Consider the following 18,920-nt stretch of genomic DNA (forward strand, 5'->3'; position numbering starts at 1 on the left):
AATTAAGTATTATGATTCATTATAATGGTATTCCTAGCTAAAGTAATTTACTTTTGTAATGGATATAAAAAGGCTATCATGAGTAAACGCGATTTAAAGAAATACTTAGGTGAATTAAACAAGGAACAACTGGAAGAACAATTAATAGAATTGTACGAAAAATTTAGTCCGATAAAAGTATATTATGACTTTGTTTTTAATCCAAAAGAAGAAAGCTTGCTGCAAGAGGCCAAACTCAAAATCTCGCAGGAATATTTTCCGCAGCAAACGGGCAGGAAAAATAAAAAGGCAAAAATGCGTCGCTCAGTAGCTCAAAAATTCATAAAACACTTTGTTTTGTTAGGAGTAGACCCCTTTGTAGTGATTGATGTAATGCTTTACAATATTGAGATCGCCCAAACCTTTGCTTCAGAAAATACCATAAAACAAGAACTTTTTTATAAAAGTATGCTCAATTCCTTTGAACAAGCCACTCAGTATGCGGTTGCAAACGGGTTGTTAAGTGGTTTTAAATCAAGACTTCATGGGGTTTATGAAGAAGCGCGCAACCAAAAATGGAAAAACACACCACAATTTAAAGCGGTTCTTGAAAGATTATAATCATAAAATGGCCCATAAATCAAATTTATTTAAACTTACTACTATATTTTATCGATTTTACTACACATAAACTGTTTTTTAGGTGTATTTTTGCAAAAACCCAACAAAAACAATGTTTGAAAATACTATAGAAATAGAAAAAGAAGACAAAAAAGAAGCAAAAAAAGAACTTTATTCGTATCAACAACAGGACATCGATGCCATTTTTGAAAGAATAGACAATGCACCTAAGCAACATCACTTACTCTACCAACTTCCTACTGGTGGTGGAAAAACTGTGATTTTCTCAGAAATTGTACGCCGTTATCTGGCTAACAATGATAAAAAAGTGGTGGTATTAACACACCGAATTGAGTTGTGTAAGCAAACTTCAAAAATGTTGAAAGGTTTTGACGTTAAGAATAAAATTATCAACAGTAAAGTAAAGGAGCTTCCAGATCAAAACGAATATTCTTGTTTTGTAGCCATGGTAGAAACCTTAAAAAACCGTATCAATGATGAAAAATTACATCTAGATAATGTAGGTTTAGTTATTATTGATGAGGCGCATTACAACTCTTTTAGAAAATTATTAAGTTCGTTTAAAAACGCTTTTATCTTAGGAGTAACCGCGACTCCTTTGAGCTCAAATATTAAATTACCTATGCATCAAAGCTATGATGAGTTAATAGTAGGAGATACTATTAGTTCATTGATAGACAACGGTTTCTTGGCTAAAGCCATTACCTATAGTTATGACGTAGGACTTACATCATTAAAAGTAGGTATCAACGGAGATTACACCGTAAAATCATCTGATGATTTGTATACTAATATGGCCATGCAAGAGAAATTATTGCATGCTTATACTGAGAAATCATTAAATAAAAAAACCTTGATTTTCAATAACGGTATCAATACGTCTTTGTACGTTTATGAAACTTTTAGAGAAGCAGGATATCCTATTCGCCACTTGGATAATACAAGTAGTACTGAGGAAAGAAAAGAAATTTTACATTGGTTTAAGCACACTTCAGATGCTATTTTAACCTCGGTTGGTATTCTTACCACAGGTTTTGATGAGCCTACAGTGGATACTATTATACTAAATAGAGCAACAAAATCATTGACATTATATTACCAAATGATTGGTCGTGGTTCGCGTAAATTACCTAACAAAGATATGTTTACGGTAATTGACTTAGGGAATAACGCCGCTCGTTTTGGACTATGGAGTGAGCCTGTAAACTGGCAACATATCTTTAAATCACCAGAGTTTTACCTGGAAAATTTACGTGATGATACTGAGATTGAATTGTATTTTAAATATGCAATGCCACCTGAATTAAGAGCAAAATTTAGTAAAACAGCCGTAGTAGATTTTGACGTAGACGAAGAGCATAAATTAGCTATAGCGCAAAATTCTCGATCTAAGGTAGTACTTGAAAAATCGCTGGAGCAACACGCGGCAATGTGTGTTGATAATACAGAGACATTGCAAGAAGCGAAATCACTAGGTAAAGAATTAGACGATGATATTGACTGCCGTATCAAGAGGTATTCTAAATGTTTAAGCCAGTGTAGTAAAAATTACCGCGAATGGCTTGTAGACGATTACAAACTAAAAATGGTCTTATTAATTGGGAAAAAGTATCGTGAGAAAATCATGAACGAACCTGATGACGAAGAGTAAAATAAGGAGCTTCCCGATAGTTATCGGGAATGCTACCTAGTTCTCTGCCTCTCGAGACGGAATATCACGGCTAGAAAGCCTGAAAACAAAACAACTATTTTTTATAAAATAACAAATCCAAAAACATGTCAAAACAATTCTCAGATTTAGGAATTTCGGCACCAATTTTAAAAGCGCTTACCGAATTGAAAATTGTTGCGCCAACAGAAATCCAGCAAAAAGCAATTCCGCTATTGTTAACTAACAAAACTGACTTAGTAGGACTTGCCAAAACAGGAACAGGTAAAACAGCTGCTTTTGGATTGCCACTTTTACAATTAATAGATACTAAAAGTAATGTAGTACAAGCAGTAATATTAGTACCAACTAGAGAATTAGGCCACCAGATTTTTAAAAACTTAGAGGAATTTGCTAAATACCTTCCTGAAGTAGCTATTGCAGCCACTTGTGGAGGAATTCCTATAAAACCACAAATAGAACGCCTTACAGCACCTACACATATTGTAGTAGCAACACCAGGTCGTTTAATAGATTTAATTTCGCGTAAAGCAATCAATCTTAAAGAAACTAATTTTCTCGTTCTAGATGAAGCCGATGAAATGGTAAGCATCTTGAAAGAAAGCCTAGACGAGATCGTAGCCGAATTACCTAAAGAGCACAAAACATTATTGTTCTCAGCAACCATGCCAGGAACAATAAAGCAATTAGTGCAAAATTACTTGAACAAAAATGTAGTTCAAGTAAGTGCAAATATGGAGACAGTAGGAAATCAAGGAATTGATCACGAATACATTGTGGTAGATCCTATCGAAAAACTAGATGTTTTAATGCATTTCTTGAATTCTAAAGAAGGAGAACGTGGTATCATTTTTTGTAAAACTAAAGCTGCTGTAAACAAACTGGCTAAAAATTTAGCAATAAACCGTTTCTCTTCAGGCGCATTACATGGGAGTTTATCACAAGGAATTAGAGACCGAATCATGGAACAATTTCGTGAAGGACACATCAATATTTTAGTCGCTACAGATCTGGCTGCTAGAGGAATTGATGTAAAAGAAATCTCTTATGTAGTAAATTACCACTTACCAGATGCTTATGAATCGTATGTGCACCGTAGTGGTAGAACAGCAAGAGCAGGAGCAAAGGGACTTTCATTAACGGTTTTACAACCAGAAGAAGAAAAAGAAATAGCTGATTTTGAAAAAGAGCTAGGAATTAAATTTGCAAAATTCAAGAAACCATCTGCTTTAAGTATCGAAGAAAATAATACTTTGCTTTGGGCAAAACAGATTTTTAAAACCAAACCCAATCATGAAGTGGATGCGGAATTAAAAACAAAAATAAAAACTGTTTTTCATCACCTAACCAAGGATGAATTAATTGAAAAATTACTAGCTAATTATTTATTGCAAAATAAAAATGAACCGGTAGAAAAACCAGTTAAAAGACAAAAAATGAAACAGTAAATTTTCCTGTTTTAATAAATTATTGAACCATTACATTACTTTAAGAAGTTTGTAATGGTTTTTTTATGCACTTGTCTTAAGTAAATATGAGAAAAGTTGTATATATTTGATGTTAGCGGTAAGTTAGCCGTAATGATACCGCTGAATCAAGAAACTAACGCAATATTATAACCAAATTTATAAAATGAAAAAAATTGTCCTTTTAGTTTTAATTTTTATTTCTTCGAATTCTTATTCTCAAGAGAATAATATTTTAGAAAGACTTTCTGCTTTAAAAAATAATGGAAAGATTTGGTATAATATAGATGGATATAGTGTTACAAGCGAAATTTTAAAAAATTCGTTTGATGAAAAAGGATTACAAAAAGTTTTTAGAAAATATAAAATTTCTGATTCTGACACGAAAACAAAAGATTCTCAAATTAATTACAACAACTTATTTATTACAAAACAACAGAAAATATCTGAAAATAATTTCCAAACAAACAACTATTATTTTGTAGAAAACGCTGACAAAACAACTTTAGTGATTTGGTTTATCAAAAATGGAAAGACTGATAAGGAAACAGAAGAAAAATTGGTAAATGCAATTATTGAAAATAAAATCCCAGAAACTAATTTCGTTCAAATGCAAATTAGTTCAATCAATTTTGCCGATAGAAAAGTAGAACTTGGAAACAATTGTTATTGGACATTTCTCAACACAGTTCAATGTCCATATTCTGGGGAAATGAATTGGAGTATTCATAAAACATTAGACGATGCAAAAGAAGCTGTTGAAAATCAGCTCAATTTAACCAAATTGGAAAAAGGTGGAAAAGTTACATCTGAAGAAATTATAGATATAGATTTTGAAGGAGTTCAGACAAAAGCAAAGAAGTTAGCTTTTGATTTTACTGGTGTAACTTCCACTTTAGCTGGAATGTCAGGAGGAGAATCATTGACAATTTATTATGTTGCCGAAAACATAAGAAATAAAAATATAAGTTGCGTTATGAGTTTTTGGAATAACGACCAAATAAATCCTGAAACCAAACTTCCTGCATTATTGGAAAAATTAATGAAACTGAAATAAAATCACTACGGCTAACAGCCGTGGCTGCTGCACAACTCAAAAATAAGTAATATTAGTCAAAAAATGTAAAATTAAAAAATTATATTAAATTGATTTACAATGCTTTATAAGTTAACTATTTATTAAAAGTAATAAAAACTAAACAAAAAACCAGTTGTGCAACAAGCACAGCCGTTACAATATATTTGGGCATTTGGCTAAATTTAAAAATGGTTTTGTACTCAGAAAACTTGTGTATAATGGAAAAAAAACTCACATCTTTAATCCCAAACATCTTGTAGCGCCAAGACGTTAGAGGCAACCTTAAAAAATACCCCGTCATAAAATAACTAAGAAATCAAAAAACATGAATTGGAAAAAATTACATTATACCTTTTTTACCATCTTTCGCTACTTTTTAGCAACAATGATACTTTCTTATGCTTTTGCTAAAATTTTAGGCACCCAATTCACGTCTCAACCTTCTACTTATGATCAACCAATAGGCTCACTAAGTGGATTTAATTTAACTTGGTACTACTATGGTTATTCCTTTTGGTATGGCGTAGTTATAGCCACATCTCAAATTGCAAGTTCATTACTCCTATTTTTTAGAAAAACTACAAGAATTGGAATTATACTTTTCCTATCTTTTATGGTAAATATTTTATTAGTAGACTACGCTTACGACATACGTGGAGCGAAAGGAATGGCTACTATAATGACCTTGATGGCGTTTTTTATTTTCTTTTCAGAATACCCACTATTTATAAAATATTTTTTTACAGAACCATCTTTCGGTCAAGATGCCGAAAAACCTCTTTGGGTTAGTAAATTTCGTAAAGTAAAATGGGTTTACATACCATTAGCTTTTATTGTAATATTCTTTGGGATTTTAGCACTTAAATCAAAATACATGGAAAAAAGCCAGTTTTACGGTACTTGGCAAAATGTTGATAAAGCTGGAAAACTTAAAAATTTCAATTTTGAAATTTTTAATACTTTTCAAGTTAAAGGAGCAAATAATATTGACAAAATTACTGATGGAACATACTCATTTAAAAACGATACAATTACTCTGAAAACTTTTAGTAAAGAATATAAGCAAGTTTTAGAAAATGATAAAATTGGCGCTATTGCAAACCCCGAAAGTACAAAAACGATAACATTTCTAAAAGGAAGATTTCAATTAACCGACAAGCAACTAATTATTAAAAACGATACTATTAAAATTGTATTGAAAAGAATCCGGTAAAAAAGGCAGCTAACAGCCATTTTGATATAGCTTGAATTTAGTGGAATTATCGTTCCGAATCAACTTTTCGTTAAGTCGAAAACTGAGTGTTTACAAACATCAAATCATCTAAGAAAAAAAAAACGTAGCATTATCAAAAAACTTGGTAAAATTGCCAATCTACAACTTTAAAAAATGGAAGAAAAAGAATTAACGATTCATCAAATTCAAGCAAAACTTGAAACACCAATTTTTGAAATTCATACTGACGATAATAAATATCATACGCGTGAATTCATGTTGAAAAAAAATATTAATCAATGCTTTATATCAATGAAAGAAAATAGTCAAGCTCGGGGACTTGATTATAAACTTGATCATTGGGAAAGATATGTTGTCGAAAGAAATCAAGCAAATTTAGTTAAATATCTGTATAAGCTTTATTATTTGCTCAATAAACATTCAATTATAAATTACTTTGAAAATAGAAATTCTGACGTTTTTCATCCTATGATGGAAGAAGATGACATGATTTTTATTGTTAATTCATATTATACTACGATCGTTTATGATATTTTATGGGCAAGTAATATTGCTGTTTCAGACGTTATCAATCTTAGTCAAAATAAAGTTGATAATAATAATTTGATAAGAAAATTTCCTGACATGATTAAATACATAAAGACAGATATAATTCCATATTTAGAATCAATTCCTTTGTATAAGTCTAAAGCAGAAACTTTAAAAGAAGCTACAGAAGCTTTTGCTGTAAAACTTTATAAAGCTACAAGTTCACTTATTTTAATTGAACTTGATGGACTTGTTCGATTGTTAGGCGGATTTTTGATTGAGAAGCAAAATATTGATAAAAAATTACTAAAACCAAAATATCATTCAATGGATTCTTATTTACGAAATGTTCCTTGGTTATTGGATTATGAAATAGAGACAAGTAAATTAAAGTTTTTAACAGGAGATTTTGTCTTTCATAAAGATTACAAAATCGATAAAATCGAGAAAATTTCATTAGAAACAAGATTGGGTTTTTTAAAAAGAAGGTTCAAAGGTGATAGAAATTCAATATTACATGGTGATATAGTATTCGGAGAAACATGGGATTTATATGTGAATTTTTCTGCACTTTTTGAAGTATATCAAACAATCAAATTTTATGAAAATCATTATTACTCACAGTAAAGGCTACTAACAGACACTTGCAAAAATTGCGAATTTTGTGATATATTCACGTTTATCTTTCACAAGGAATTTTATGTTAGTGGAAACATCTCGATTTTAATTTCGATAGCTATCGCAACGCTACCCGAAAAGCCTCGAAACATTAGTAGGTAATACCAAAAAACGAAAGAAAATGAAAACACCAAAAATATTTTTAATTTTCACTTATTTACTGTTTTCGCAACTGTCATTTTCTCAAATACAGGATAGTCTTTTATTAAGTAATGTATTGAACCAATTAAAAATTAAAAAAAGCGAAGTTAAATTAGAATTAATTTCAGAAAAAAAATTACCAAATTCAGCAGATAGAACAGTTATTGTAATTCCAAAATATACAATAAATGAAAAAGATGAATATAACAATTACTATTTTGAATTAGATGAATATATTATTGTTGCTAACAATGTAACAGGAGAAATTCTATATAAATTTTATCAACCAAATGCTTGGACATCTGATGCTGTAATGCTTTCAAGCATAGAAATCGATACCGGATTATACAATTTAAATAGAAAACACAGAGCATTTGGAATACGAGTAAACTATATTGGAAGTAGCCGAGCAAATCCATATAATCAAACAGTTTTATCATTGTTTATTGAAGAAAATAATATTTTAAAACAAGTATTAAAGAATTTAACTATTTCAGAATTTCGCGGAGAATGGGATACAAATTGTGCAGGAGAATTTGAAAACAATAATTCTATAATCAGTATTGACAAAATGCAATCTGAAAATTTTAATAATTTAATTGTTAAAACAATAAAGACAGAAACTATAAATATTCCAACTAACGAAGATTGTGTAGAGAAGAAAAAAATCCACACAACATTAAAAAAATTAAAATATAATGGAACGGAATACAAATAAAAGCTGTACCGCTTGTCTTTTATTCCGCAATTATTTTATTACCAATTAGTTAACTAGTATTTTGAAAATAAAAAAAATGAGAATTACAATCTATTTAGCATTAATTATAGTAACTAATTCTTGTAATGAAAGAAATGCAACAAAATATACCAGTGCAACAATAACTGATACAATTTCTAAAATTAATTTAAGTTCAAGACAAATAGAATTAAAAATAGACAGTTTAAAAAAAGTTACTATTGGTTATAATGACAATTATGAAAAATTAATAAAATTAACTTTTGATACAGTTACTGAAAAAGATTTTTTATTACTTGATCAGGAAAAAAAATATATTCAAACTTCAAAACCAGAACAAAATGATGATTTTTTTTACGTTAAAACAGCGCTAACTAAACATAAATTTAAAAAATATAAGGATTATGGAGGTCAAGATAGTTGGAGCGGATTTGAGTATTTAGGATATTATACTGATTCTGAATTATTTGCGATTACAGAAAATTCAACTTCTGATAATTTAGGTTTTGGAGATTTCTTTCTATTGGATAGTTTGAATGATTTTGTTTATAATATTATCTCATTTGGAGACGGAAGCGTAGAATTACCAATTCCTTCTATTAATAATAAATACTTTGTTTATTATTACAATTCGACTTATAAACATAAAAATTGTGACATTGGAATTTTGAAAATTAACGACAAATCAAATCCGAGAACTTATTTAAGCGAATATGCAAGCTACAATTCTACCAACTTTGCTATTGAAAAAATTGTATGGAAAACGGATAACAGTTTTTATGTAAAAGGTTATGAAGAAGTCTATGAAAATGATAAATGGATAAAAAAATATAACTATTATAAGACAGAATTTGAATAAAAATATCAGTTATAATGTATTTTGAGCTACCTAATGTTTAACAGAATTAGATTTTTTCAGGATTATAAATAATTAAAGTATTAGATAAAGATTTTTTTTTTGAATATACCATATTGTATATATTTGATTCATTTTTTGTAATAATAAGACTTGATTATAGATACTAATTTGAAGTTATACTAATAATTAGAGAGTATAGTCTAATCTGTTTTTTTATATTGAGCGGAACCCAAATGTAACAGTGTTTCTTGACTCCGCTCAATATGACAATTGAATGTTTTATAAATGTATGGTATTAGCAACAAAACCACAATAAATATGAATAATGAGCTTTGGAATAGTATTTTAAAATTTGATTTAGACAATCCACCAAGTGAATATGGATTTAGTACGCGGCTTGCAAATGAAAATTATTGGACCAATGACTTTACGGCTGTTGCGATTCTAGAATATAAGAAATTCATGTACTTGGCGGCAACTTCAAATTATATGGTTTCGCCCTCAGAAATTGTAGATACTGTTTGGCATCAGCATTTAATTTTTACTCAATCCTATCAAGAGTTTTGCACTTTAATAGGAAAGCAGGTGCAACACATACCGTCTACCCATAATAAAGAAGATTTTGATAAATTTAAACAAGCAAAAGAACGAACAAAAAAGCTGTACTCAGAAAGTTTTGGTGAACCATCAAATATCTTTTGGGAATACAGTGGCATGTACGAAAGCTTGAACTTAAAGAAGGTAACAATCAAGTTAAGAACCTTTTTAGTATTCGGAATTTTGGTTTTTATTGCTTTAATATTACCTTCTTACAGTTTGCTGAAACCCATTTATTTACAAATCCACAATCCCAATTTTGTGCTGTTATTTATAAGTTTAATCATTATTGTATTTATAGGTCTAGAACTTATAAATCGCTATTATCTAAAAAAAATACTTCTTTCTTCTGATTCACAATCCTTCATTTATAAATTAGAACCTTATGAGTTAGTTTATCTTAAGACACAAAAACTGACCAATGTAATCAATGGTTTTGTAAACGAATTAATTGACAATAAAGCATTAAAAATTAATGCTGATAATACTATTCGAGTTGTAAATACTTCAAAAACTAAGGTTAAACCCAAAACTATTACGGCGTTAGCTACAATGAAAAAGTCATTATTAAATACTAAAGAAGCTATAGAGACGATTCGGGTTTCAAAAGAAATTGGAAAATCTTTTTATCCTGTTTTAGCTAAGCAGTTAGTTAACAAACCTATTTATGAAAACGTTAGTAATTGCATGGATGCGTTTAAAAAGTACTTCAACAAGTCGGTTAAATTTGGTTATTTATTCTATATAAATTTTGCTGTTTTGGCTACAATATTATTATTGGGTTTTATAAGATTAGTAATGGGGATTTCTAGAGATAAACCAGTGACCCAAATTTTTATTACTATGCTATTTTTACTAATAGCAATTATTTATTATTTAAATCGTTTGACAAAATTGGTGTGTATTCAAACATTACCAGAAATGTACAAAAAAGATATTTTACCAACTAGAAATATTGAAAATAACTGGCAATGGAATTATTTTTTAATGGGTCCAGCGGTTCTAACAACAGCATTTGTACCATTAGTTAATTATGTTGAAAATAATAGTAATAGCAGAAGCAATAGTAGTTGTGGAAGCTCCTGTGGAAGTAGCTGTGGTAGTTCTTGTAGCAGCTGTGGTGGTTGTGGGGATTAATAGTATTAAATTTTAAGTTTTATTCTCTTTATTAATCTTGAAATACTGTGAAAAAAATTAAACTTAATTTGTTTTAAACGCGGAATTTCAGTAGTAGAAATTAGTTATGATTTTAACTCTAGCTGTAGTTTTAGTCTTGTAGTTATTGCTGATGGTTTTTATAAATTAATATCCCAAAAAGTACCTTTGGATAAAGAACTTTAATAGAGAAGTATTATAGTCAAATCAAAGTTTCCCAAATAGAATTATAATTTAAAAATAGATTGCATTATATATGGAACAGAAATTGATTGCTCGGTCTCAAAAAAGTGAATTTATCACTATGATAATTATTCTTGGTATTATTATGATTTTAGGTTTTATTTATTTGATAAATATAAATTTTAAAACGTCTAATTCCTTTGATGAAAATAGTAAGATAGCAAGTTTTCTAGCGCTTGGCTCAATAGTTATTTATTTAATTTTCCATTTATTAAATCAAAAGCGAATTTTTGTGTATGAAAATTATTTTGAGATTAAAAGATTATTTAAATTAAAAAGATATCACTTCAAAGATATTAAAACACATTACTCAGAATATTTTGAAGGTAAATACAACTTTTGGACTGAATATTATTTGGTTTTAAACAATGAAGTTAAAATTACATTTATTGATTCGGAATACGTTAATTTTAATGAATTCTTTAAAAAAATTACAGCTAATATAAAACAAGACACAAAATTAAATGCACTACTTAAGCAACCTAATTTCTTAAAATATGGTATAATAACTATATTAATCTCTGGAGTTTTTTTTTATTTCTCGTCCTTTTTTTATGATTTTGATATATTAAAAAATAACAGGTTTAAATATTTCACAGCTACCATGCAAGATGAAATGATAGTAGGTCATGGAAGTAAAAATTCAAAATATTTGCTGTTTCATTTAAAGGAATATCCCTCATATGAATTTAAAATTTTAAGTTTCTATTATTATAATATTAATAATAAAGCGGAGTTAATCAGCAATTTTAAGCCTGGAGAAAAAATTATTGTTGGAATAGACAAGGAAGATTACGATAAAAAAATTAGTTGCATTACACCTTTAAATTTAGTTGATCAATATTTACGTTATTCAACTATTCATGTAAAACAGTTAATGGATAAAAATAAACGGAGTTACATTGATTTAAAAGGTGTAAGCGATGATGAAATTGAAAATAATTATATGGGTATCGGTTTTTTTTCCATTTTTGGAATAGTACTTATATATGTCGCTTTTGGTAATTTCCGTTCCTATTATAAGTTAAGTTCTAAAGCGGACCATTTAAAAAAGGTATAATACTAGAATTTTTAAAATTATTGTATTGCTTTTATTTTTTAATAAAAATATAAAAAGTAGTTCCTTTTCCTGGATCACTTTCGGCCCAAATTTTCCCCTCATGTCTTTCAACAAAATCTTTACAAAGCATGAGTCCTAATCCCATGCCGCGATCAATAATAATTTCTTGCGGGACTGGAATTGTATTTTGATCAAATAAAGTACTAAGAGTCGCCTCAGTCATTCCTATACCATTATCTGCAACTTTAAGCGTTGTACCTTTATTATCAATATGTGACGTGATAATAATTTCCCCTTGACTTTCAGTGAATTTTATGGCGTTAGAGACTATATTCCGCAATACTGTCTCCATCATATTTTTATCAGCTACAATGAATTGATTTTCAGGAATAATGACTTCTATTTCGATTTCCTTACTTTTAGCAACTTCTAAAGGCATGGATAAAGCATCGTTTACTAATTGTTTTAAATTAATTTCTTGGGGTGAAAATTGGATTTCATTTGTTTGCGAAAGCGACCATTCTAGTAAGTTTTGCAGTAGATAAAACGTTTTAGTCGAAGTCTCATAAATTGCGTTTACAAAATCCTCTTTTTCAGCTTCGTCTAGTTCATCTTGATTTTCTTTTAGCATTTGGCTCAAGCCAATTAAAGCATTAAATGGCGATCTTAGATCATGCGAAATAATAGAAAATAATTTGTCTTTAGTGGCATTAGCTTTAGCGAGTTCTTCATTCTTTTTATTAGATAAATCTTGCTGCTGGCGGTAGTTAATTTTAAGATAACGTATGGTTAAATAGATCGTCAATAACAAAATCCCTATTGTTAAAGCAGTATCTAGAAACCGAAAAGAGCGTTTTTCATAATGAATAATAATAATGTCAGGATAGTGGTATTCTAAGTAGAGTAGAGCATAGGCAATAAAAAGCTGAAAAAGCATCCAAAACAACAAATGTTTTTTTTGGACAATTGCAGCAAGAATCACAAAAGTTATTGCAAAAATTAATATAACAGGGCCATCGATTCCACAATTAAAGAGGTATCCTACCACTAACACCATCGACATAAAACTAACATAAATGGCAAATGTTGCTTTAGAATGACTTCTATAACGAGAAAAATAAAATAAGATTAATAGTAAAATAAGCACTACTAATAGTACGTAGCCAAAAATGATAAGACCTAGAAAAAAATTAGCCGGAAATGAGATTAAAAGGACAAGAGAGGTGATTAAACAAACACCATGAAAGACACGTTTCTCAAGTGAGAATTCTTCCTTATTACCAATCAAATTTAGCCATTTTTGTCTAAACATCATAAATATCTTGTTTTATGCAAGTTACAAAAAAAACAGGGCGATTGAAATCAATTAGTAATAATTACAAATTAATAATTGCTTAGTTTTTTTGCAAACTTTTAACCCTTTTTTAATAGTTTTGATTCATTTGATTTTGATAATTGACGTATATTTATCACTAGACTGGTGGTCAACATAATTTTCGATAAAAAAGCTTCAAAAACAAATTGATTCTTAAAATGATCCTTGGTAATTATGTAGATTAAAAGAAACATTAGTTTTATAAACAACTATTTTATTAGAATAATAAATAAAAAATTATATGGAAATTGTTATCATAGGCGGTGGATTTGCAGGATTAAACTTAGCTAAAGAATTACTGAACCAAAAAGGAATTCACGTTACCTTAGTGGACAAAAACAATTATAATTTTTTTCCACCTTTAATTTATCAAGTTGCAACAGCTTTTTTAGAACCATCAAGTATAAGTTACCCGTTTAGAAAATTCTTTGCTGGTAAGAAAAATTTGCAATTCCGCTTAGGGAAATTGCAAAGCGTTGTTCCCGCAGAAAATAAAATTATCCTTCACAACGGCGAGTTGCATTACGATCAGTTGGTTTTTGCTACAGGAGCAGAGACAAGTTATTTTGGAATGGAAAATGTAAAGAAAAATGCCATACCAATGAAGACGCTTAACGACGCCATCGAAATGCGAAATACCATTTTGAAAAATTTAGAAAAAGCCGCAATTTGTAAAGACATTCGCAAGCGTAGAGCCTATATGACAATTGTAGTTGCAGGAGGAGGACCTACAGGAGTAGAGGTTTCTGGAATGTTTGCCGAAATGAAAAAGAGTATTTTTCTAAAAGAATATCCTGAACTAGCAACTGCTGCAAGTAATATCTATTTAGTAGATGGAGGTAATGCTTTGTTAGCTCCTATGAGCAAGGAGTCACAGCAAGACACTTATGACGCATTAACGGGTTTAGGTGTTGTAGTAAAACTTAATGTTCAAGTAGTCGATTATAAAGACGATACGGTTTTTATGTCTAATGGAGATACCATACAAACAAAAAATTTGATTTGGGCAGCAGGAGTTTCAGCCAAAGTTTTTGAAGGAATTCCTACAGAAAGTTATGGTCGTGGTAAGCGTATGGTAACAGATGCTTTCAATAAAGTCAATGCTACTAATAATATTTATGCAATAGGAGATACCTGTATTCAAACTACTGACACTGATTTTCCTAACGGGCATCCACAAGTAGCACAAGTAGCGATTCAACAAGGAATAAACCTTGCAAAGAACTTTAAATTTATGATGGATAAAAAACCTTTTGTTCCTTTTAAATACAATGATAAAGGATCAATGGCAATCATCGGGAAAAATAAAGCCGTAGTTGATTTACCTAAACCAAAAATGCATTTTAAAGGCTTTTTTGCTTGGGCAATTTGGTTGTTTGTGCATTTAATTTCATTGATAACTTATCGAAACCGAATCAAAACGTTCTATAACTGGATGATTGCTTATTTTGCAAGTGATCAATCTTTACGTATGATTATTAGACCTGATAAAAAAAATAAAAACAACCCTACTGAAACAGCTTGTTAAACCAAAACTGATTTAGTATTTTACTTTTATTTTTCGTTTTCCAATATTTAAAACAATAAAAGCAGCAATAGTAGCTACCGCCATGATTACCACCATAGGTACCATAGAATCTTTCAAGAAAATCCCAACGGCAAAAGAAGCTAATGCACCTAAGCCTAATTGAATAGCGCCCATTAAAGCAGAGGCACTTCCTGCGTTTTTAGTAAACGGAGCCAGTGTTAAACCTGCCGTGTTGGGATTAGAGATTCCTATACAGGCTAGAAATAAAAATAGCATGGCAATGGTTCCGTATAATCCTAAAAGATCGTTTTGAGCTGCAATAAAAAAGGCAACAACAACAATTGTTTGTACTAATAAAGCGCCATAAATCATTTGTTCACTAGTAAACCACTTTAGTAAAAGCGAGTTCAATTGGCTAGCCAAAATAAAACTCAAGGACATAAACGCAAAAATCCAACCGTAAGTTTTGGGGTCTACTTTATAAACATCCATAAATAAAATAGGAGAGGCCGCCACGTAAGTAAACAATCCCGAAAAGGCAATTGCACCTGTAAAGGCATACGTATAAAACTGCGGCTCTTTAAGCACAGTCATAAAATTCAAGATAATTGGTTTTGGTTTTAGCGAAATCGTTTTGTCTGGAGCATAACTGTCAGGTAAACCAAATTGTGCCGCCAGCATAATCAAAATTCCGATACACATCAAGATAAAAAACACGGTATGCCATCCGTAATAATCCGTTACATAACCACCTACCGTAGGCGCTAACATTGGCGAAAGCCCAACAACCAGCATTAATAACGAAAATACTTTTGGAATATCACGCACGGGAAATAAATCACGTACCATAGAAACTGACGCCACCGTAGCAGCACAACTCCCCACAGCTTGTATAAATCGCAAACCTATAAAAGTGTCAATGTCTTTGACAAAAACACAACCTAATGATGCCAAAATGTAAACCAAAAGTCCAATAAACAGTGGTTTTTTTCTACCAAAACGATCTAATAGCGGACCATAAAGCAACTGTCCAGCTGATATTCCAATGAAATAACTAGACAAAGTCATGGCTACTTTAGCCACCGAAGTATTCAAATCTTTAGCAATTCCAGAGAACCCAGGTAAGTACATATCTATTGAGAACGGTCCTAATGCAGTAAGTGAACCCAGAATTAAGATTAATTTGAAATATTTAGCTTTAGTCATGAAATGCAAAATTTAATTTCGGGCAAAGTTAGAAAAATAAAACCCTAAAAAAATTCCAAATTTCTTGCTATAAAATCTATATAATTACCGATTTTTTTCTTTAGGAGCAATTCTCGCTATGCATTACAAGCTTTGCGGCTTCAAACCTTTTTTCTAGGTTGTGGCAGGAGCTTCCGCTGGTCGCTCTACCACAACCAGAAAAAAATGGTTCTCCGCTCGCAAAGGCTTTTCACTGCTATCAAGGCTAAAAAACTACAAAAATCAACACTATTTATGGTTTTTCATACTATTCACATTGCAAATTACCGCTACTTTATTAGATACATATTATAAAAATTAATCAGAAGATTCAGTAGAATAGTATATATTTGAAATTAGAAATCAATCGGGTTTGGTAGCAATAAATTAGACCGTATTTGTTTTGTTTTTTGAACATAGAGTAAATACAATAAAGTGGTTGTATTACGAGGTTGGAGATGCTAATAAATTATTTGAATATGACTTGCCCAATGAAAAACTAATTGAATTTAAATAACAAGTAAATTAAATAGAGGTTTAAACGACTATTTAATACCCTACTCTTTATAAAACAGTACAATTGTCAGTTCAAGCGGAGTTGATAACTATCTTATTATTATGCTGCGCTTAAAATTTATCATAACTGATAAAAAAATGATTTCAATAAAATAAAAAAATGACACATCAAGAAATATTAAAAAAAGTAGAGTGGCAAGATTTAAGGAAATTATCTTTGAAAGAAATGCTTATTGAAAATAATCTAACTATTCCTTGGGCATTATCATCATGGATTCTAGCTTATTTTGAATATTATTGGATTGCACTTCCTTTCTCAGCTTTCTTTTTTTTAACTGGGTTAAGACAAGTGCACAACGGATTTCACAATTCCCTTGGAACAAATAAGTTTTTGACTAGGCTATCCTTGTATATAAATAGTGTTTTAATGATGGTTTCAATTCATGCAGTTAAATTTAATCATTTGAGACACCATAAATATTGCTTAACAGACGAAGATCAAGAAGGGAAATCGGCGCACATGACTTGGTATGGAGCAATACTTTATGGACCTATTCACGTTTTTAAAATTCACCAAATTACATGGAAAATAGGAAGTAAAAAGTACCGTAAAAACATGTTGATTGAGCTTTTTTCAATTATGATTCTTATAGCAATTGCATTTTATTTCAATATATATTTGCTATACTATCATATGACAATAATGATTATAGGGGAATTTTTAATGGCATTTTTTGCTGTTTGGACCGTGCATCATGATACTCACGAAAATCCTAGTTTAGCTCGTACTCAAAGAAGTAATTGGAAAAATAAAATAACATTTAGTATGTTTTATCATTTAGAACATCATTTATTTCCTGCAATTCCAACTATAAAACTTCCTGAACTGGCCAGAAGGATTGATCAAGCAATTCCTGAAATAGAGAAGAAACAAATATTTTAATAACTAACTAAAATGGTCTTTAAATGTTAGGAAGTAACAATAGGTTTTCAAATCCAGTAATAAAGGATGAAATTGAAATTCTTTTTGAGTCGGATGAAAAGTTGATTTTTAGGACTTTTTTAAAGCCAAATGGAGGGCAATCTGGGGTTCATTATCATACAAAAATAACGGAAAAATTTACAATTATTGAAGGAGAATTAAATGTAATTGTGAATAACATTGAAAGTGTACTTAAATCCAATAATGAATTAGTTATTAGCGCATTAGATCGTCATCAATTTATAAATAAATCTGGAAAGAATGTGATTTTTGAAGTAGTGATAACACCATCAATCCAAATTAAAAATGGATTACAAATAATATACGGCTTAGCTCAAGATGGAAAAATTTATAAAAACGGACTACCTACAAATATATTTTATATGGCTATCGCTATAAAAATGATGGATGCTTATGTTCCTGATTTGCCACTTTTTATTCAAAAAACAGGAATACTATCTTTGGCATTTATTGGTAAGATTACGGGATTAGAGAAAAAAATAGTCAAGAAGTATTGTTATTAAATAACTGTTGTATAAATTATTAAATAAACAAAATGAAAATTAAATCGTGGAAATACATAGTAATCGGAATCGTTATCGTTATTTTAAGTTTAATTAGTGTTTGGTCTTTTAAAAAATTCAACTTTAATAACAATTTTACTATTGGTCAAAAACTAGATAGTATCAATGGCGTAGTTGTTTATTATAACGGTGGTGTAAATAATGTTACAGGGAGAAATACAACAAGTGACGGTTATAATTTAGGATTAAAATATCAATGTGTTGAGTTTGTAAAAAGATATTATTATGAACATTTTAATGATAAAATGCCAGACAGTTATGGACATGCTAAAGACTTTTTTGACCATTCAGTTGCTGACGGAAAGAAAAATGAGAAGCGTAATTTAATACAATATACCAATCCAAGTTTGGCAAATCCGAAAAATGGTGATCTTGTGATTTTTAGCGGTACCGTTTTTAATAAGTACGGACATGTAGCAATAATTTCAAATGTAACAGAAAATGAAATTGAAATAATACAACAAAATCCAGGCCCTTTTAGTCCATCAAGAGTTAATTATGGTCTTAAATATAAAGATGGAAAATGGCAAATTGAGAATGAGCGCATTTTAGGTTGGTTAAGAAAAGAAAAAGCAGAATAGTAAGGCATCATATTGTTTTACAATACAAAATACGTTGATTTTATAAAGGTTAAAATGATGTCAAC

The 18,920-nt window shown here is 29.9% G+C and carries 16 protein-coding genes; 14 read left to right on the plus strand and 2 right to left on the minus strand.

Annotation, left to right across the window (positions count from 1 at the left end):
* The first annotated feature begins 78 nt into the window (after positions 1–78).
* From HNP99_RS05420 to HNP99_RS05465, 10 genes are all read left to right on the plus strand, one after another.
* Positions 79–600, plus strand: coding sequence for a DUF6155 family protein (locus HNP99_RS05420; protein ID WP_173852091.1), 522 nt, complete (start codon positions 79–81; stop codon positions 598–600).
* Between the two features lie 112 nt (positions 601–712).
* On the plus strand, positions 713–2,272 hold the full coding sequence (locus tag HNP99_RS05425) for a DEAD/DEAH box helicase (RefSeq protein WP_173852093.1): 1,560 nt from the start codon (positions 713–715) through the stop codon (positions 2,270–2,272).
* A gap of 125 nt (positions 2,273–2,397) precedes the next feature.
* Positions 2,398–3,738 carry a DEAD/DEAH box helicase gene (locus HNP99_RS05430; RefSeq protein ID WP_173852095.1) on the plus strand — a complete coding sequence of 447 codons (1,341 nt, stop codon included), beginning with the start codon at positions 2,398–2,400 and terminating at the stop codon, positions 3,736–3,738.
* Between the two features lie 184 nt (positions 3,739–3,922).
* On the plus strand, positions 3,923–4,813 hold the full coding sequence (locus HNP99_RS05435; RefSeq protein WP_173852097.1) for a hypothetical protein: 891 nt from the start codon (positions 3,923–3,925) through the stop codon (positions 4,811–4,813).
* A 346-nt stretch (positions 4,814–5,159) separates the two neighbouring features.
* Positions 5,160–6,047, plus strand: coding sequence for a hypothetical protein (locus tag HNP99_RS05440; RefSeq protein WP_173852099.1), 888 nt, complete (start codon positions 5,160–5,162; stop codon positions 6,045–6,047).
* 174 nt (positions 6,048–6,221) lie between these two features.
* Complete coding sequence (locus tag HNP99_RS05445; RefSeq protein ID WP_173852101.1) at positions 6,222–7,223, plus strand: hypothetical protein; 1,002 nt, start codon at positions 6,222–6,224, stop codon at positions 7,221–7,223.
* A 268-nt stretch (positions 7,224–7,491) separates the two neighbouring features.
* Positions 7,492–8,133 (plus strand): PA3715 family protein, encoded by a 642-nt coding sequence (locus HNP99_RS05450; protein ID WP_254596826.1) that lies wholly within the window; start codon positions 7,492–7,494, stop codon positions 8,131–8,133.
* 76 nt (positions 8,134–8,209) lie between these two features.
* Positions 8,210–9,010: a hypothetical protein gene (locus HNP99_RS05455; RefSeq protein ID WP_173852105.1), complete on the plus strand. Its 801-nt coding sequence runs from the start codon at positions 8,210–8,212 to the stop codon at positions 9,008–9,010.
* A 318-nt stretch (positions 9,011–9,328) separates the two neighbouring features.
* Positions 9,329–10,744: a glycine-rich domain-containing protein gene (locus HNP99_RS05460; protein ID WP_173852107.1), complete on the plus strand. Its 1,416-nt coding sequence runs from the start codon at positions 9,329–9,331 to the stop codon at positions 10,742–10,744.
* A 274-nt stretch (positions 10,745–11,018) separates the two neighbouring features.
* Positions 11,019–12,065, plus strand: a complete 1,047-nt coding sequence (locus tag HNP99_RS05465) for a hypothetical protein (protein ID WP_173852109.1) — start codon at positions 11,019–11,021, stop codon at positions 12,063–12,065.
* Positions 12,066–12,096: 31 nt separating this feature from the next.
* Here the strand turns inward: HNP99_RS05465 and HNP99_RS05470 are convergent, their stop codons facing one another.
* Positions 12,097–13,380 (minus strand): sensor histidine kinase, encoded by a 1,284-nt coding sequence (locus HNP99_RS05470; protein ID WP_173852111.1) that lies wholly within the window; start codon positions 13,378–13,380, stop codon positions 12,097–12,099.
* 301 nt (positions 13,381–13,681) lie between these two features.
* Here HNP99_RS05470 and HNP99_RS05475 point away from each other — a divergent pair, with 301 nt between their 5' ends.
* Positions 13,682–14,968: an NAD(P)/FAD-dependent oxidoreductase gene (locus tag HNP99_RS05475; protein ID WP_173852113.1), complete on the plus strand. Its 1,287-nt coding sequence runs from the start codon at positions 13,682–13,684 to the stop codon at positions 14,966–14,968.
* Positions 14,969–14,980: 12 nt separating this feature from the next.
* Here HNP99_RS05475 and HNP99_RS05480 read toward each other — a convergent pair whose 3' ends face one another.
* A complete protein-coding gene (locus HNP99_RS05480; protein ID WP_173852115.1) occupies positions 14,981–16,174 on the minus strand; it encodes a multidrug effflux MFS transporter in 1,194 nt (397 codons plus the stop codon).
* A gap of 694 nt (positions 16,175–16,868) precedes the next feature.
* Here HNP99_RS05480 and HNP99_RS05485 point away from each other — a divergent pair.
* The 3 genes from HNP99_RS05485 to HNP99_RS05495 are packed head-to-tail and all read left to right on the plus strand — an operon-like array spanning position 16,869 to position 18,855.
* On the plus strand, positions 16,869–17,651 hold the full coding sequence (locus HNP99_RS05485) for a fatty acid desaturase family protein (RefSeq protein ID WP_173852117.1): 783 nt from the start codon (positions 16,869–16,871) through the stop codon (positions 17,649–17,651).
* Positions 17,652–17,674: 23 nt separating this feature from the next.
* Positions 17,675–18,214, plus strand: coding sequence for a cupin domain-containing protein (locus HNP99_RS05490; RefSeq protein ID WP_173852119.1), 540 nt, complete (start codon positions 17,675–17,677; stop codon positions 18,212–18,214).
* 32 nt (positions 18,215–18,246) lie between these two features.
* Positions 18,247–18,855, plus strand: a complete 609-nt coding sequence (locus HNP99_RS05495; RefSeq protein WP_173852121.1) for a CHAP domain-containing protein — start codon at positions 18,247–18,249, stop codon at positions 18,853–18,855.
* Positions 18,856–18,920 lie beyond the last annotated feature (65 nt).

Origin of the sequence: Flavobacterium gelidicaeli (genome assembly GCF_013294005.1) — a bacterium.
Lineage (GTDB): Bacteria > Bacteroidota > Bacteroidia > Flavobacteriales > Flavobacteriaceae > Flavobacterium.

Bases quoted from the DNA above. Each gene is read 5' to 3' on its own strand.
- HNP99_RS05460 (WP_173852107.1), top strand. From the start codon at position 9,329: ATGAATAATGAGCTTTGGAATAGTATTTTAAAATTTGATTTAGACAAT.
- HNP99_RS05475 (WP_173852113.1), top strand. From the start codon at position 13,682: ATGGAAATTGTTATCATAGGCGGTGGATTTGCAGGATTAAACTTAGCT.
- HNP99_RS05495 (WP_173852121.1), top strand. From the start codon at position 18,247: ATGAAAATTAAATCGTGGAAATACATAGTAATCGGAATCGTTATCGTT.
- HNP99_RS05465 (WP_173852109.1), top strand. From the start codon at position 11,019: ATGGAACAGAAATTGATTGCTCGGTCTCAAAAAAGTGAATTTATCACT.
- HNP99_RS05485 (WP_173852117.1), top strand. From the start codon at position 16,869: ATGACACATCAAGAAATATTAAAAAAAGTAGAGTGGCAAGATTTAAGG.
- HNP99_RS05435 (WP_173852097.1), top strand. From the start codon at position 3,923: ATGAAAAAAATTGTCCTTTTAGTTTTAATTTTTATTTCTTCGAATTCT.
- HNP99_RS05490 (WP_173852119.1), top strand. From the start codon at position 17,675: ATGTTAGGAAGTAACAATAGGTTTTCAAATCCAGTAATAAAGGATGAA.
- HNP99_RS05470 (WP_173852111.1), bottom strand. From the start codon at position 13,380: ATGATGTTTAGACAAAAATGGCTAAATTTGATTGGTAATAAGGAAGAA.
- HNP99_RS05480 (WP_173852115.1), bottom strand. From the start codon at position 16,174: ATGACTAAAGCTAAATATTTCAAATTAATCTTAATTCTGGGTTCACTT.
- HNP99_RS05455 (WP_173852105.1), top strand. From the start codon at position 8,210: ATGAGAATTACAATCTATTTAGCATTAATTATAGTAACTAATTCTTGT.
- HNP99_RS05430 (WP_173852095.1), top strand. From the start codon at position 2,398: ATGTCAAAACAATTCTCAGATTTAGGAATTTCGGCACCAATTTTAAAA.
- HNP99_RS05420 (WP_173852091.1), top strand. From the start codon at position 79: ATGAGTAAACGCGATTTAAAGAAATACTTAGGTGAATTAAACAAGGAA.
- HNP99_RS05440 (WP_173852099.1), top strand. From the start codon at position 5,160: ATGAATTGGAAAAAATTACATTATACCTTTTTTACCATCTTTCGCTAC.
- HNP99_RS05425 (WP_173852093.1), top strand. From the start codon at position 713: ATGTTTGAAAATACTATAGAAATAGAAAAAGAAGACAAAAAAGAAGCA.
- HNP99_RS05445 (WP_173852101.1), top strand. From the start codon at position 6,222: ATGGAAGAAAAAGAATTAACGATTCATCAAATTCAAGCAAAACTTGAA.